Source organism: Pseudogulbenkiania subflava DSM 22618, from assembly GCF_900177275.1.
GTDB classification, from domain to species: domain Bacteria; phylum Pseudomonadota; class Gammaproteobacteria; order Burkholderiales; family Chromobacteriaceae; genus Pseudogulbenkiania; species Pseudogulbenkiania subflava.
This window is the reverse complement of the sequence record NZ_FXAG01000003.1, coordinates 43,062-58,218: the sequence shown is the minus strand read 5'-3', so window position 1 is coordinate 58,218 and position 15,157 is coordinate 43,062. Positions and strand designations below refer to the sequence as shown.

Sequence of the window (15,157 nt, the reverse complement as noted above, 5' to 3'; positions counted from 1 at the left end):
GCCGCCGTCAGCGGCGTCACCGGGGGAGATGGGTGAGGCTCAGCTCGCCATGAAGCGCGCGAGCGGGGTTTCGTGCCAGTCGACGCTGTCGAGCAGGTTCTTGACGATGAGGCCGAGCTCGGTGTCGCCTTCGATGCTCAGCTTGCGGTTGAAGAATAGCGTGTCCGGGTCTTCCTCGCGCAGCATCATGCGCGCGAAGTCGGCGACGTTGGCCGACAGGCGCAGGTCGGGCTCGCCGGGCTGGCGGTCGAGGATGAAGCGGCGGCTGTCGGCGGCGAAGCGCAGACTCACGCCGGCGTCGACGAGGCGCACCTCGAAGCGACGCTCGGCCAGGAGTTCCATGTCGGCGGGCAGCACGCCGCGCTTCACCAGCTGGTTGAGGCTGGTCACTAGAAGCCAGGCCGGCGGGGTGGCCGGAAGCCGGCCCAGCAGGCGGGCGAGACGGGTGGGGACGGTCAGTTCAGGCACGCGCATGATCGGCTCCCTGGGTGTTGACGATGCCGGGCTGGCTCAGCCAGTAACCGTCGACCAGCGGGTCCCGGCTCTGTGCCGCGAGCCCGGAGAGCAGCTCGCCGGCAGCGGCCTGGCCGTCGATGACGGCGCGGAACGCCTGCAGCACTTCGGCGCAGTGCTGCGCCTGCGGGCTGACGCGCACCGCGTTGACGCCGGCGGCCGCCATGCCCGCCAGGTGCGGCAGCAGCGACTGGCAGCCGGCCGACATGGTCTGGATGCCGTTGATGGTGAGGAAATCCTGACCGTCGCGCGTGGTCAGCGTGAGGCCGTCCGGGTGGTCGAGGCAGCGGAACTGGCAGTCGTCCTTGTTGAGGTTGTAATGGCGCGCGGTGAAGCAGCGTGCCGAGAACGCCAGCGGCAGCTTGCCCCAGGCGAACACTTCGGTCTCGATCGCCGGGGCGTGTTGCAGCACCTCGGCCAGCGTGGCGCGGTCCATTTCCACCGGCGGCAGCCAGCGGTAGGCGCCGAGGCGTTGCATCAGCGCCAGCGTCTCGCCGTTATAGATGTTGAGGTGCGGGCCGGCGACGAAGGGCAGGCGCTGCTCGCGCGCCAGCCGTGCCGCGCCGAGGTCGTTGGCCTCGATGCGCACGCGGCCGTTGTCGATCAGCTTGCGCAGGCGCTTGAGGTCGGATTCGCTTTCCAAGAGCGCCTGGCTCGACAGCACGGCTTCCTTGCCGGCGTCGGCCAGGTCGTGCGCCAGGCCGATCCAGTCCTGGGTGCGCAGCTGCTGGCGGCGCGAGCACACTACTTCGCCCAGGTAGATGGTGTCGACCGGCCAGGCCGCGGCTTCGCTGTAGAAGTTGAAGATTTCGTCGCGCGACCAGAAGAACAGCACCGGTCCGAGGGTGAGCTTGAGATTCAGGGGGGTCATGGTCGTCGGTTCCATCATTTCCACGGGCGGTTGTAGGCGCCCAGCGTCTGCTGCTGGCCTTCCGACAGCTTGCCCAGTTCCTGCTGCCAGGCGGGGCGCACGCTGAAGCGTTGCGCTTCGCGGCCGGCGGCGTCGAGCGCGGCGCGCAGCGTGCGCGTCACCTGGCTGACGTAGGCGGGGCTGCGCTGGCGGCCTTCGACCTTGATCGCCGCCACGCCGATGTCGATGATCTGCGGCAGCATGGCCATCACGTTGAGGCTGGTCGGCTCTTCCAGCGCGTAGTAGGTGTCGCCCTGCACCGCGAAGCGGCCCTTGCACAGCGTCGGGTAGCCGGCCGGCTCGTCCTTGCCGTACTGGTCGATCAGCACGCCACCCAGGCGCGCGTCGAGCGAGGTTTCGCCGTGTTCCCAGCGCACGTGCTTGGCGGGCGAGCACACGCCGTGGGTGTTGGGGGATTCGCCGGTGGCGTAGGACGACAGCAGGCAGCGGCCTTCCACCATCACGCACAGGCTGCCGAAGCCGAACACCTCGATCTCGACGTCGGTGTGCTCGATGACGTGGCGCACCTGGTCGAGCGTCAGCACGCGCGGCAGCACGGCGCGGCGGATGCCGAACAGCTCGCGTGCCAGGTTGACGGCTTCGTAGTTGGTGGCCGAACCCTGTACCGATAGGTGCAGGCGCAGGTCGGGGTGACGGCGCACGGCGTAGTCCATCAGGCCGAGATCGGCCAGGATCACGGCGTCGACGCCGAGGTCGGCGGCCTCGTCGATGGCGCGGTGCCAGCGCGACACGTTGCCGCCCTGGGCGTAGGTGTTGATCGCCATCAGCACCTTGCGCCCGCGCGCGCGGGCGTAGTCGATGCCGGAGCGGGCGCTCTTGTCGTCGAAGTTGAGCCCGGCGAAGTTGCGGGCGTTGGTGTCGTTCTTCAGGCCGATGTAGACGGTATCGGCGCCGTTGTCGACCGCCGCCTTGAGGGCGGGGAGACTGCCGGCGGGGCACACCAGTTCGGGCAGGGTCATGATCGGTTAACGCCAGGAAACGTAAACCGGGGGACAGTAGCAGAGCGGGGCGGTGGGGCCATTGCTCTGGGTCAAGCTTCGGCCAAGAACCTGTCCCATTGGGCGGCTGTGCCTTGGCATCTTGAACGCCGGCGGGCTGCGTGCGCATCCATTGCTGAACAAATCCCTGCGTGCCAATCTTTGATTGGCACAGCGAGAGATTGGCACACAGAGATGCGCTCAGCGATGCGGAATCCTCATGGACTCCGTGTCCATTCCGGTTTCGGTGCTCCGGTGGCGTTCAACCTGCCTTGGCTCTGAAACAGGCTCTTCTCACAGTGGCCAGATCATCTTGGTCTTGGCGATCAGCACGATCCACAGCACGGTGGCGAGCGCGGCGGCGAAGGCCGTGGTGCGGATGGCCTTGGTGCGGCCGCGCTTGAGCGCCACGGTGCCGAGCCCGATGTAGACCAGCAGCAGCACGATCTTGGCCATCAGCCAGTCCTGCTGGGTGGGCAGGAAGTGGGCCTGCACGGCGAGCGTGATGCCCAGCGTCAGGAGCAGGGTGTCGACCACGTGCGGCAGGATGCGCAGCGGCTTGGCGCGCAGCAGCGGCGAATCGGCCAGCATCAGCCCGCCGCGCACGGTGAACAGCAGGATGGAGAGGTAGGCGCAGCCCATGTGGGCGTGCTTGATGAGGGTGTACGTCGACATGTTTTTTCCCGCATTAGGCGGCTCTGCCTTTGCATCTTGAGTGCCGGCGGTTCTGCGTGCCAATCCATCGCTGAGCCAATCTTTGCGGGCAAATTTTTAGATTTGCCCAGCGATAGATTGGCGCGCAGGGATTGGCTCGGCGATCAGGAATCCTCATGGACGCCGTGTCCATTCCGGTTCCTGCGCTCCGACGGCACTCAACCTGCTTTGGCTCGCTCGCCTATTGGTATTAGGTTCTGGTGACTGCGTTGTGACGCAGTGACGGAGCGGCGGTTCCCGGATGGTACACTGAATGCCTTCTTTTCCAAGCATCCGTCATCGCCATGCTGCACCTCTACCAGTCCAACCGCCTCGAAGCGCTGGGGGAACTGTTCACCGGCATGAGCCGCGCCATGCCCCTGTCCGACCCGTTCCAGCCGGAGACGGTGCTGGTGCAGAGCCGCGGCATGGGGCGCTGGCTGACGCTGGAGCTGGCCGGGCGCGCCGGCATCGCCGCCAACCTCGATTTCGTGCTGCCGGCGGCCTTCGCCTGGCGCCTGATGCAGGCGGTGCTGCCGGGGCTGCCGCGAAAGTCGTCGTTCGCGCCCGAGGTGCTGCAGTGGCGGCTGCTGGAATTGCTGCCGACCCTGCACGGCGCGCCGTTCACGCCGCTCGAACGCTACCTGGAGGGCGGTGAGGCGGCGGGCTTCGAGCTCGCCGGCAAGATCGCCGACATCTTCGACCAGTACCTGGTGTTCCGCCCGGACTGGATTCGCGCCTGGGAGCGCGGCGAGCTGCTGGACCTGGGCGAGGATGAAGCGTGGCAGGCGGCGCTGTGGCAAAGGTTGGCCGAAACCGACCCCGGCCGCCACCGCGTGCGCCTGCTCGACGACTTTCTCGGTGGCCTGCGCCCGGAGCACCTGCCGGAGCGCGTCAGCCTGTTCGGCATCGCCAGCCTGGCGCCGATGTACCTGGCCATGATCAAGCGCCTGGCGGCGCTGACCGACGTCTGCGTGTTCCTGCTCAACCCGTGCGAGGCCTACTGGGGCGACATCGTCGACGCGCGCGGCCAGCTCAAGCTGTTCCAACAAGGCATGGAGGCGCACGATGATCACCCACTGCTGGCCTCGCTGGGCAAGCAGGGGCGGGACTTCTTCGACCAGATCGCCGAGGAGATTCCCGAGGGCCACCCGCTGTTCCTCGAACCGGATGGCGACACGCTGCTGGCGCGGCTGCAGCGCGACATCCTGACGCTGACGCCGCCCGGCGAGGCGCCCACGCTGCCGGCACCCGATGACCACTCGATCGAACTCAACGCCGTGCACAGCCCGATGCGCGAGTTGGAGGTGCTGAAGGACCGCCTGCTGGCGCGCTTCGCCGCCGACCCGACGCTGACTCCGGCCGACGTTGCGGTGCTGACGCCGGACATCAACGCCTATGCGCCCTACATCGACGCGGTGTTCGGCCAACGCGACGACGCGCCCAATATCCCCTACACCATCGCCGACCGCCGTATCGAGCGCGAGGAGCCGCTGTTGGCCACCTTCGCCGCGGTGCTGCGGCTGGCCGATTCGCGCTTCAGCGCCGACGCGGTGCTGGCACTGCTGGACTGCGACGCGCTGCTGGCGCGCTTCGGCCTCACCGACGCCGAGGTGCCGCTGCTGCAGCAATGGGTGCGCGAATCCGGCATCCGCTGGGGGCGCGACGCCGCGCACAAGGCGGCGCTCGGGCTGCCGGCCGACCCGCTCTACACCTGGCGCTGGGGGCTCGACCGCCTGCTGCTGGGCACCGTGCTGCCGCCTGCGCTGGCGGGCGACGCCTCGCCGCTGTTCGGCGGCCTGCTGCCGGCGGCCGGGGCGGAAGGGCAACTGGCCGAGACGCTGGCGCGCTTCGGTCAGCTGTTTGACGTGCTCGACGGCTGCGCCCGCGCTTGGGCCGAACCGGCGAGCCCCGCGGTCTGGCGTACGCGGCTGCAGGGCGCGGTCGAGGCGCTGTTTGCGGTGGACGAGGCCGGCGAGGCCGCGCTGACGCTGCTGTTCGATGCGCTGGCCGAACTCGCCGAGGACGCCCAGCTCGCCGCCTTCGACGCCCCGGTCGGGCTGGCGGTGGTGCGCGACTGGCTGATGCGGCGCCTGACGCTGTCGGCACCCTCCGGCTTCCTCGCCGGCGGTGTGACCTTCTGCGCCATGGTGCCGATGCGCTCGATCCCGTTTCGCGTGCTGTGCCTGATCGGCATGAACGACGGCGCCTACCCGCGCGACGAGCGCCCGGTCAGCTTCGACCTGGTGGCGCGCCACCCGCGGCGCGGCGACCGTTCGCGCCGTTTCGACGACCGCTACCTGTTCCTCGAGGCGCTGCTGTCGGCGCGCGAGGCGCTCTACCTGTCCTGGGTCGGGCGCTCGGTGCGCACCGACGAGCCGCTGCCGCCCTCGCCGCTGGTGGCCGAACTGCTCGATACCCTGGCCAGGATGGCCGGCCACGCCATCGCGGTGGTGCAGCACCCGCTGCAGCCGTTCGCGCGCGCCGCCTTCGACGGCCGCGACCCGCGCCGCCACAGTTTCGAGCCGAGCTACGCCGCCGCGCTGGCCGCCCCGCACCATGCGCCGGCGCCGTTCGCGGTGGCGCTGCCGGGCGGTGACGCCACGGTGCTGCGCCTCGACGAGCTGCTGCGCTTCTGGCGCCACCCGGCACGCGCCTGGCTGGCCGACCGGCTCGGCGTCAAGCTCGCCGGCAGTGCCGAGGACGTGCCGGTGCGCGAGCCGTTCACCGTCGAGCGCGACACGCGCGAGACGCTGCGCCGCGAACTGGTTGGCGCGCTGGTGGCGTCGCGTCCGCTTACCCCGGTCAAGGAGAAGCTGGTCGGAGCTGGCCTGCTGCCGCCCGCGGCACTGGGGCAGGCCTGGCTCGCCGAGGAAACCACCGCCAGCGTGCGCTTCGCCCGCCGCTTGCCGCCGGAACTGGCGCAGCCACTGCGTGCACCGGAGAGTATCGAACTGACGCTGGACGGCATCACCGTGGTCGGCGAACTGGCCGGCCTGCGCGACGCCGGCCAGCTGCGCGTGGTGGCGCGCAAGGCCTACGCCGGCGAGCTGATCGAACTGTGGCTCACGCACCTGATGCTATGTGCCGCCCGTCCAGCCGGAGTGGAACCGTACTCGGCGCTGTACGATGAACAGGGCGTAGTCGAACTGCACGATGAGCCCGAGGCAGCCGAGCTGCTGCGGCCGTGGCTTATCCGCTGGCAGCAGGGGCAGAACCTTCCGCTGCCGTTCTTCGCCCGCACCAGCTGGGCCTACGCCCAGGCGTTCGCCGCCAAGCCGGAAGCACCGGAGCAGGCAATGAACAAGGCGCTGGCGGAATGGGATCCGTCCTACCCCGGCAAGACCCCGCAGAAGGACGAAGCGGCGATCCGCCTCGCCTTCCGCCATCTCGACCCGCTGGCCGATCCGCTGTTCGCGCAGCTGGCCGACACCCTGTTGCTGCCGCTGGCCGAGCGCCTGCAGGGCGCGGCCGAAGGAGACGAAGCATGACCCCGCACGCGCTCGACGCGCTCCACTGCGAGCTCACCGGCGTCAACCTGATCGAAGCCTCGGCCGGCACCGGCAAGACCTGGACCATCGCTGCGCTGTACGCCCGGCTGCTGCTGGAGGAACGCGACGGCGCCCCGCCGCCCTCCATCGAGCAGATCCTGGTGGTGACCTACACCAAGGCCGCCACCGCCGAGCTGCGTGACCGGCTGCGCCATCGCCTGGCCGAACTGGCCGCCGTGCTCGACGGCACGCCGACGCGTGACGGCTTCCTCACGGCGATGGCGCAGCGCTTCGCCGAACCGGCCGCGCGCGAACTGGCGCGTCAGCGCCTCACTGCCGCCATCACCGGTTTCGACGCCGCCGCCATCTACACCATCCACGGCTTCTGCCAGCGCGTGCTGACCGACGCTGCGTTCGAGAGCGGTCAGACCTTCACCGCCGAGCTGATCGCCGACGACGCCGAACGGCTGACCGAGGTGGTGGACGACTTCTGGCGCCGCCGCGTGGTGGCCGACGTGCTGCTGGCACGGGTGCTGGCCGAAGCCGGCGAGACGCCGGACAGCTGGCTCGCCGAAGTGCGTCCCTTCCTCGCCAAGCCCTACCTGCACAACCTCGCGCCAGCGCTGACGCCGCTGGCCGACTCGCTCGCCGCGGCCGACACCGCCTGGCAGCGCCTGGCCGGCGACACCGAGCTGGTGCAGGGTGGCCTCGAACTGTTGTGCGCCACCGAAGGCTTCAAGGCCAATATCTACGGCCCGGCGCAGCAACAGACACTGGTGCGGCGGCTGCAGCAATGGACCGCCGACAGCGGCTTGCCACTGCTTTCGAGCGACGACCGCAAGCGCCTCGACAAGCTCACCCCGCCCGCGCTGGCCAAGGGCATGAAGAAGGGCTTTGCCGCGCCGGCACACCCGCTGTTCGACGCCGTCGCCGTCTGGCTCGCCGTTTGGGACGCCCACCTGGCCAACGTCGCGGCACACGTCGCCGCGCTCAAGCTGGAACTGATCGCTTGGGTCAACGCCGAACTGGCGCGGCGCCGCGCCAGCGAACGTACGCGCAGTTTCGACGACCTGTTGACCGACCTCGCCGCCGCGCTAGAACACCCCGACAGCGGCCCGCTCTTGGCCGAGCACGTGGCGCGCAGCTTCCGCGTCGCGCTGATCGACGAATTCCAGGACACCGACCCGGTGCAGTACAGCATCTTCCGCGCCTGCTTCGTCGGCCGCGACTGCCCGCTGTTCCTGGTCGGCGACCCCAAGCAGGCGATATACAGCTTCCGCGGTGCCGACATCTTCGCCTACCTCAGCGCCCGCGCCGACGCCGCGCGCCACTACACGCTCGACACCAATCGCCGCTCGGCCGAGCCGCTGGTAGCGGCGGTGAACGCGCTGTTCGCTCGTGAAAAGCCTTTCGTGCTGGCCGACATCGACTACCCGCCGGTACACGCCGCGCCATCCTCCGGCTGGCAGCTGGATGTGGACGACGGACGAGCGCCGCTCACCTTCCAGTGGCTGGACTTCTCCGCCACCGCCAAGGGCGCCAGCAAGCAAGTGGCGATGGACACGGCGGCCGAGGCCAGCGCCGACGAGATCGCGCGCCTGCTGACCCTGGCAGGGCAGGGACGGGCGCGGCTGGTCGCCGAGCAGCGGGAACGTCCATTGGTCGGCGGCGACATCGCGGTGCTGGTCGCCACCCACCGCCAGGGCGAGCGCGTGCGCCAGGCGCTGTCCGAACGCGGCGTCGCCAGCGTGGCGCTGACGCAGGAAAGCGTGTTTGCCAGTGCCGAGGCGCAGGACCTGCTGGCCTTGCTGCGCGCCTGGGCCGAGCCGGCCAGCGAGGGGCGGCTGAGGAGCGCGCTCGCCAGCGAGCTGTTCGGCCTCGACGCCGCCCAACTCTTGGCGCGCGTCGACGACGAACCGGCCTGGGAGGAGCAGCTCGCCGCCAACGCCGAGGACCACCGGCGCTGGCGCGAGCACGGCTTCATGGCGGCCTGGCGCGGCTTCTTCGGCCGCGAAAGGTTGGCCGAACGGCTGCTGCCACTGCCCGACGGCGAGCGCCGCCTCACCAATTTCGCCCATCTCGCCGAGTTGCTGCAGCGCGAGAGCGAGGAGCGCCAGGGCATGGCACCGCTGTTGGCCTGGTTCGAGGGTCGCGTGGCCGATCCACCCGGCGGCGAGGAGGCGTTGCTGCGCCTCGAAAGCGACGCCGCGCTGGTCAAGATCGTCACCATCCACACCTCCAAGGGCCTGCAGTACCCGGTGGTGTTCTGCCCCTTCCTGTGGGACGGCAAGCTCGACGCCAAGGAGACGGCGTTCTGGCGCTTCCGCCGCGACGGCACCTCCTGGCTGGCGCCCGACAGCGTCGCCGACGACGACGTGCGCCTGCTCGCGCGCAGCGAAACCCTGGCCGAAAAGCTGCGCCTCTTGTATGTCGCGCTGACCCGGGCGCAGTACCGCCAATACCTGGCCTGGGGTTGGGTGCAGGGCATGGCCACGGCGGCGCTGTCCTGGCTGCTGCACGGCCGCGATGCCCGCACCCTGCCCGAGCTGGAGCAGCTTGCCCTCAACTCCGCCACGCTGGAGGCCGACCTGGCCAGCTTGAGTGCCGCCCACAGCGGTGAAATCGGCCGCCTCGACGCCAGCCCACTCACGCTGCGTCTGCCACCGCCCGAACACGCCGATGCCGCGCTCGCCGCGCAGCCGTTCACGCGCAAGCTCTACACCCCGTGGCGCGTCGCCAGCTTCACCTCGCTGACCGCCAGCGCACACGCCGCGCCGGTCCAGGCCGAAGCACCCGACCACGACCGTGGTGCACTGGCCCTGGCCGACGACGACAGCGCCGCCTTCGACCGCTTCGCCTTTCCGCGTGGAGCACGCGCCGGCACCTGCCTGCACGCCATGCTGGAACGCATCGACTTCGCCGCGGATGACGACACGCTGCGCGCCGCCGCCGTCGAGCAGCTGGAACGCGCCGGCTTCGCCCTGCACTGGCAGGAAGCCGCACTCGACATGCTGCGCCGCACGCTCGCCGTGCCGCTGGACGAGGGCGTGTGCCTCGCCGACGTGCCGGCCGGGCGACGCCTGGTCGAACTCGAATTCACCCTGCCGGTGGACCGCCTCGACGTGGCGGCGCTGGTCGGCGTGCTGACCGACCCCGCCAACGGACTGGCCAAACCCTTGCGCGACGCCGCCGCTGCGCTCGACTTCTACCGCGTGGTCGGCTATCTCAAGGGCTTCATCGATCTGGTGTGCGAGGCGAACGGGCGCTGGTACCTGGTCGATTACAAATCCAACCACCTCGGCCACGACGCCGCCGCCTACCACCACGACGCCTTGCTGGCCTCGGTGGCGCGCGAACACTATTACCTGCAATACCTGCTCTACTGCGTGGCGCTCAGGCGCTACCTCGCCGCGCGCGGCATCGACTTCGGCGCCCGCTTCGGCGGCGTGCGCTACCTCTACCTGCGCGGCCTCACCTCGGAGGGCGGCGGGGTGTGGCGCGATCAGCCGGGCGAGCGGCTGATCGCGCAACTCGATGCCTTGTTCGGCTGAATCAAGAAAAGGAAAACCACCTCATGTTCGAATCGGCGGAAATCGGCCACAGCATCGACAAGGACAGCTACAAGGCGGCGCTGCCGGCCCTGCGCGAGGCGCTGCTCGACGTGCAGTACGAACTCAAGGAAAAGGGCGACTTCCCGGTGCTGGTGCTGATCCACGGCATCGACGGCGCCGGGCGCGGCGAGACGCTCAACCTGCTCAACGAGTGGCTCGACCCGCGCCTGATCGACACCGTGGCCTTCGACCAGCCCAACGACGAGGCGCGCGCGCGGCCGTGGATGTGGCGCTACTGGCGCGAGCTGCCGCCCAAGGGCCGGCTCGGCATCTTCTTCGGCTCCTACTACTCGGACGCGATGTTCGACTACCTCGACGGCAACAGCAGCAAGGACCGCTTCGACCGCCAGATCTCCGAGGTGCAGCGCTTCGAGCACATGCTCGTCAACGACGGCACGCTGATCATCAAGTTCTGGTTCCACCTGACGCGCGAGCAGCAGAAGAAGCGCCTGAAGACGCTGGAGAAAGACCCCGCCACTGCCTGGCGCGTGAGCCCCGGCGACTGGCAGCACTACGAGCAGTACGCGGAAATCCGGAAGAGCGCCGAGCACATGATCCGGCTCTCCAACACCGCCTATGCGCCGTGGGTGATGATCGACGGCCAGGACGCCAATTACCGCAGCCTCACCGTGGGCCAGGTGCTGCTGGCCGCGCTGCGCCAGCGCCTGCAGCTCGACCACCCCTATCTGGCGCGCAGCGAGAGCGCGCCGATCGTGCCGCCGCTCGACAACAAGCTGCTGCTGGAGACGCTGGCGCTCGACCAGGCGCTGTCCAAGGACGAGTACCTGGTGAAGCTGGAAGAGCTGCAGGGCCGCCTCAACCGCCTGACGCGCCATCCGCGCTTTGCCCACCACTCGCTGGTGCTGGTGTTCGAGGGCAACGACGCGGCGGGCAAGGGCGGCAGCATCCGCCGCATCACCCAGGCGCTCGACGCGCGCCGCTACCGCGTGGTGCCGGTGGCCGCGCCCACCGAGGAAGAACGCGCCCAGCCCTGGCTGTGGCGTTTCTGGCGCCACGCGCCGGGCAAGGGCCGCAGCACCATCTTCGACCGCAGCTGGTACGGCCGCGTGCTGGTGGAACGGGTCGAGGGCTTCGCCGCCGAAGCCGACTGGATGCGCGCCTACTACGAGATCAACGACTTCGAGCACCAGTTGGCCGAAAACGGTGCCATCGTGCTCAAGTTCTGGCTCGCCATCAGCCAGGACGAGCAGCTCAAGCGCTTCCAGGCGCGCGAGGAAACCGGCTTCAAGCGCTTCAAGATCACCGACGAGGACTGGCGCAACCGCGAGCGCTGGGACGACTACAAGCGCGCGGTGTGCGACATGATCGACCGCACCAGCACCAGCCAGGCGCCGTGGACGCTGGTGGAGGCCAACAACAAGTACTTCGCCCGCCTGAAGGTGCTGCGTACCGTGTGCGACGCGCTGGAGGCGCGCCTGGAAAACGGCAAGGGTAAGGGCGGCGGCAGGAACGGCGAGCACAAGAATGGTAATGACAAACCCGAGCACGATTGACGCCCCATGATTCCGACCCCGCCCGACAATCCGCTTGCCGCCCAGCTGCTGCCGCTATTCGCCCGGCTCGACCCCGCCGCCGGTGCCGAGCTGGCGGCGCTGGTGGAGCAGCTCGCCGCCGCCAACCAGGCCGGCCACGTCTGCCTGCCGCTCGGCGCGCGCGCCGCGCGCTTGCCGGCCTCGCCGCTGCTGGGCCGGCCCGGCGACTACGCGCCGCTGATCCTGGACCGGGCCGGCCGACTCTATTTCGCGCGCCACTGGCACGACGAGGAGCGCCTGGCGCGCCGTCTTGCCGCGCTCGCGGCTTCGCCCTTCGACGTCGACGCGGCGTGCCTCGCCGGCGTGCTGGCGCGGCTGTTTCCCGCCGCCGACCCGGCGCTGCCGGACCGCCAGAAGCTGGCCGCGGCGCTGGCGGTCCGGCAGCGCCTGGTGGTGATCTCCGGCGGCCCCGGTACCGGCAAGACCACCACCGTGGTGCGCCTCTTGGCGGCGCTGGCCGAGCTGTCGCCGCGCCCGCTGGCGATGGCAATGGCGGCACCCACCGGCAAGGCGGCGGCGCGCCTGACCGAGTCGGTGCAGGGGGCCAGCGCGCAGCTCGCGCTCGACGCCGCGGTGCGGCGCCAGTTGCCCGACAGCGCGCAGACGCTGCACCGCCTGCTCGGCCTGCGCCCCGGGCTCGCCACGCCGCGCCACCACGCCGGCCACCCGCTGCCGCTCGACGTGCTGGTGGTGGACGAGGCGTCGATGATCGACCTCGCGCTGATGGCCAAGACGCTCGACGCGCTGCCGCCACACGCGCGCCTGATCCTGCTGGGCGACCGCGACCAGCTCGCCTCGGTCGACCCCGGCGCGGTGCTGGGCGAACTGTGCCGCACGGTCAGCTACCGCCCGGACACGCTGGCCTGGCTCGCCCGGGCCTGCGGCGCGCTGCCGGACGGGCTCGCCACCACCCCGCACGCGCTGGCCGACAGCGTGGTGCTGCTGACGCACAGCCACCGCTTCGCCGCCGACAGCGGCATCGGCGCGCTGGCGCGCGCGGTCAATGCCGGCGATGCCGCCCAAGCGCTTGCCGTGCTCGACGACGCCGCCCGCCCCGACGTTGCCTGGCAGCCCGGCGACCTCGCCGAGGGGCTGTGGCGGGCGCGCCAGGACTACTTCGCCGCGGTCGCCGCCGGCGCCGCGCCGTCCGAGCTGCAACGCGAGTTCGGCCGCTTCATGGTGCTGGCGGCGGAGCGGCGCCAGGTCGACGCCTGCAACCGCGCCGTCGAAGCGCGGCTGGAAGCGGCCGGGCGCAAGTCGCCGGAGCGCGACAACTACCCTGGCCGGCCGCTGATGATCACCGAGAACGACTACGGCATCGGCCTGTTCAACGGCGACATCGGCTTCACGGTGCAGCGCGCCGACGGCCTGCGCGTGGCCTTTCCTACGGCCGACGGCGGCTGGCGCGACATCGCGCCGGGGCGACTGCCGGCACATCAGACGGTGTTCGCGATGACGGTGCACAAGAGCCAGGGCTCGGAGTTCGAGCGCGTCTGGCTGGCGCTGCCCGAGGCGGCTTCGGCCAACCTCAACCGCGCCCTGGTCTACACCGCGATCACCCGCGCACGGCGCGACTTCGCGGTGCAGGGCAGCGCGGCGGTGTGGAGCGCCGCCCTGGAACGCGCCCCCGAGCGCGCTTCCGGTTTGGCCGAGCGCCTCGCGGAGGGCTGAGGCCGGCCCCGGCGGACGAGGGGCGCCATGGTGCGGCCGTAACCCCGGGCGCGTCCTCACGCGGCGCACGCCCAGCGGGCGGCGATGCGGCAAGGGGTGGGGCGGGGCATCGGCTTGGGGCCGTGGCGCCTCGAACCGTGCAGAAATCCGAGCCAACTGCTTGAAACTTCCGTAACATGGCGGGCTGTTTCGACTAAAACAGCGTCATGGAGGACCCATGCAAGTGGAAGCCGTGCTGGACTACCTGTCCGGCGTCACCCGCTACGACCGATCGGCCTTTACCGAACTCGTCATCGACGGTGAGGTGCTGGGCAGCGTCAACGCCGCCTGGAGCGAACGTCTGCTCGCCAGCGAGGCGGCGCTGTTCGTCGCCGACGAGCACGGTCTGTCCTGTACCCTGACGGGCGACTACGCCCACTTCAGCCGCGAACTCGCCGCCGCGGCGCAGCGCTGGCAGCAGGCCGGCTGGCTCAACGGCTGGCGCAACGAGAACTTCACCGCGTTCCGCCTCGACGGCACCCCGCTGTTCGAGCTGGAACGCGCCGCCTTCCGCCCGCTCGGCCTCACCAGCCGCGCTGTCCATCTCAACGGCCTCACGCGCGGCGCCGACGGCGCGCTCCGCATGTGGATCGGCCGGCGCAGTCCGGACAAGGCGGTCGATCCCAACCGCATGGACAACCTGATGGGGGGCGGCATCGCCGCCGGCGAGTCGATCGCGCTGGCGCTGGAGCGCGAGGGCTGGGAAGAGGCCGGTATTCCGGCCGACCGCCTGGAGCTGCTGCGTCCCGCCACCCGTCTCCTGGCGGAGCGCCCGGTGCAGCGCGGCCTGCACCGCGAATGGCTGTACACCTTCGACCTGTGGCTGAACGATGGCGAGATCCCCTGCAACCAGGACGGCGAGGTGGCCGGGCACGTGCTGCTCGAGCTCGCCGAGGTGGAGCAGCTGATCGTCGACCAGCGCTTCATGATCGACGCCGCGCTGGTGGCCATCGACTGCCTGAGCCGGCTGGGCTACTGGGGGAATCAGACCGCCCGCGTCGAGGCCGCCCTGGCCGCACTGCGTCATCCGCTCTGACTCGGACCATGCCGGGAACGACAGGCAGGCCTGTGAGCCTGCCTTTTTTGCGCCTGCGCCGGGCGGCCGTCTTGGGCTGGTGGCGTTCGGCATCGCCATCAGCATTCCGATCATCGTCTGGGGCCGCCAGTTCGTGCTCAAGCTGATGGACCGCTTCCCACTGGTGATCACGCTGGGCGGCGGCCGGCTGGGTTGGATCGGCGGCTCGATGCTGCTGGGGGATACGGCCTTGGTGAGCAGGCCCCGTCACCTGCCGCTTTGGTCGCATCCGCTGGCCGGCCTGGTGGGCGCGGCGCTGGTGATGCTCAGCGGCACCTGGCCGGCGCGTCGCCAACAGGGGCTGTCCACCGTTCCGGCCGACGAGCGCGGTTGATGCCGCACGGCGCTGCCGCCGCTCCGTGGCGGTGCGGCGGCCTTTCCCCTGCGGTTTGTGTGGCCCCGGCTGCCCGCGATCCGACCCGGTGCCAGCCTGGCCGACCCCCGGTGCGGCCACGTCGCTGGCTATGCATTTTGGTTGGCAGTGACTATATCTTCTTCATAGCGGCATGCCATGCAGATTCCAGTTTGTATGGCATAGCCGCTGTGGCAGGATATCGTCGATGACGTCCGGAATCTTCATGCGCGCAGGTGCGGATCTCCGGC

The 15,157-nt window shown here is 70.2% G+C and carries 10 protein-coding genes; 6 read left to right on the top strand and 4 right to left on the bottom strand.

Features of this window, described 5'->3' with window-relative positions; genetic code table 11:
- Window positions 1-39: 39 nt before the first annotated feature.
- The 4 genes from ubiT to B9N72_RS03430 form a co-directional block, all read right to left on the bottom strand.
- Complete coding sequence (gene ubiT, locus B9N72_RS03445; RefSeq protein ID WP_085275044.1) at window positions 40-474, bottom strand: ubiquinone anaerobic biosynthesis accessory factor UbiT; 435 nt, start codon at window positions 472-474, stop codon at window positions 40-42.
- The gene (locus B9N72_RS03440; RefSeq protein ID WP_085275269.1) at window positions 461-1,384 is read right to left on the bottom strand and encodes a U32 family peptidase; all 924 of its coding nucleotides are present in this window, start codon (window positions 1,382-1,384) and stop codon (window positions 461-463) included. The genes ubiT and B9N72_RS03440 overlap by 14 nt, the downstream gene beginning before the upstream one ends.
- A 14-nt stretch (window positions 1,385-1,398) precedes the next feature.
- Entirely contained in the window at window positions 1,399-2,406 is a 1,008-nt protein-coding gene (ubiU, locus tag B9N72_RS03435) for a ubiquinone anaerobic biosynthesis protein UbiU (protein WP_143477732.1), read from the bottom strand.
- A 309-nt stretch (window positions 2,407-2,715) separates the two neighbouring features.
- A complete protein-coding gene (locus tag B9N72_RS03430) occupies window positions 2,716-3,096 on the bottom strand; it encodes a SirB2 family protein (protein ID WP_085275042.1) in 381 nt (126 codons plus the stop codon).
- A 323-nt stretch (window positions 3,097-3,419) separates the two neighbouring features.
- Between B9N72_RS03430 and recC the strand changes: the two genes are divergently transcribed.
- The 6 genes from recC (at window position 3,420) to B9N72_RS03400 (ending at window position 14,888) form a co-directional block, all read left to right on the top strand.
- Complete coding sequence (gene recC, locus B9N72_RS03425; RefSeq protein WP_085275041.1) at window positions 3,420-6,605, top strand: exodeoxyribonuclease V subunit gamma; 3,186 nt, start codon at window positions 3,420-3,422, stop codon at window positions 6,603-6,605.
- On the top strand, window positions 6,602-10,156 hold the full coding sequence (recB, locus tag B9N72_RS03420) for an exodeoxyribonuclease V subunit beta (protein WP_085275040.1): 3,555 nt from the start codon (window positions 6,602-6,604) through the stop codon (window positions 10,154-10,156). Before recC ends, recB begins: the two co-directional genes overlap by 4 nt.
- A 23-nt stretch (window positions 10,157-10,179) precedes the next feature.
- Window positions 10,180-11,730 carry a polyphosphate:AMP phosphotransferase gene (pap, locus tag B9N72_RS03415; protein WP_085275039.1) on the top strand — a complete coding sequence of 517 codons (1,551 nt, stop codon included), beginning with the start codon at window positions 10,180-10,182 and terminating at the stop codon, window positions 11,728-11,730.
- Between the two features lie 6 nt (window positions 11,731-11,736).
- Window positions 11,737-13,440 (top strand): exodeoxyribonuclease V subunit alpha, encoded by a 1,704-nt coding sequence (recD, locus tag B9N72_RS03410; protein WP_085275038.1) that lies wholly within the window; start codon window positions 11,737-11,739, stop codon window positions 13,438-13,440.
- A 217-nt stretch (window positions 13,441-13,657) separates the two neighbouring features.
- Complete coding sequence (locus B9N72_RS03405; protein WP_085275037.1) at window positions 13,658-14,515, top strand: NUDIX hydrolase; 858 nt, start codon at window positions 13,658-13,660, stop codon at window positions 14,513-14,515.
- Complete coding sequence (locus B9N72_RS03400) at window positions 14,463-14,888, top strand: TerC family protein (RefSeq protein WP_327078277.1); 426 nt, start codon at window positions 14,463-14,465, stop codon at window positions 14,886-14,888. The genes B9N72_RS03405 and B9N72_RS03400 overlap by 53 nt, the downstream gene beginning before the upstream one ends.
- Window positions 14,889-15,157: the final 269 nt, after the last annotated feature.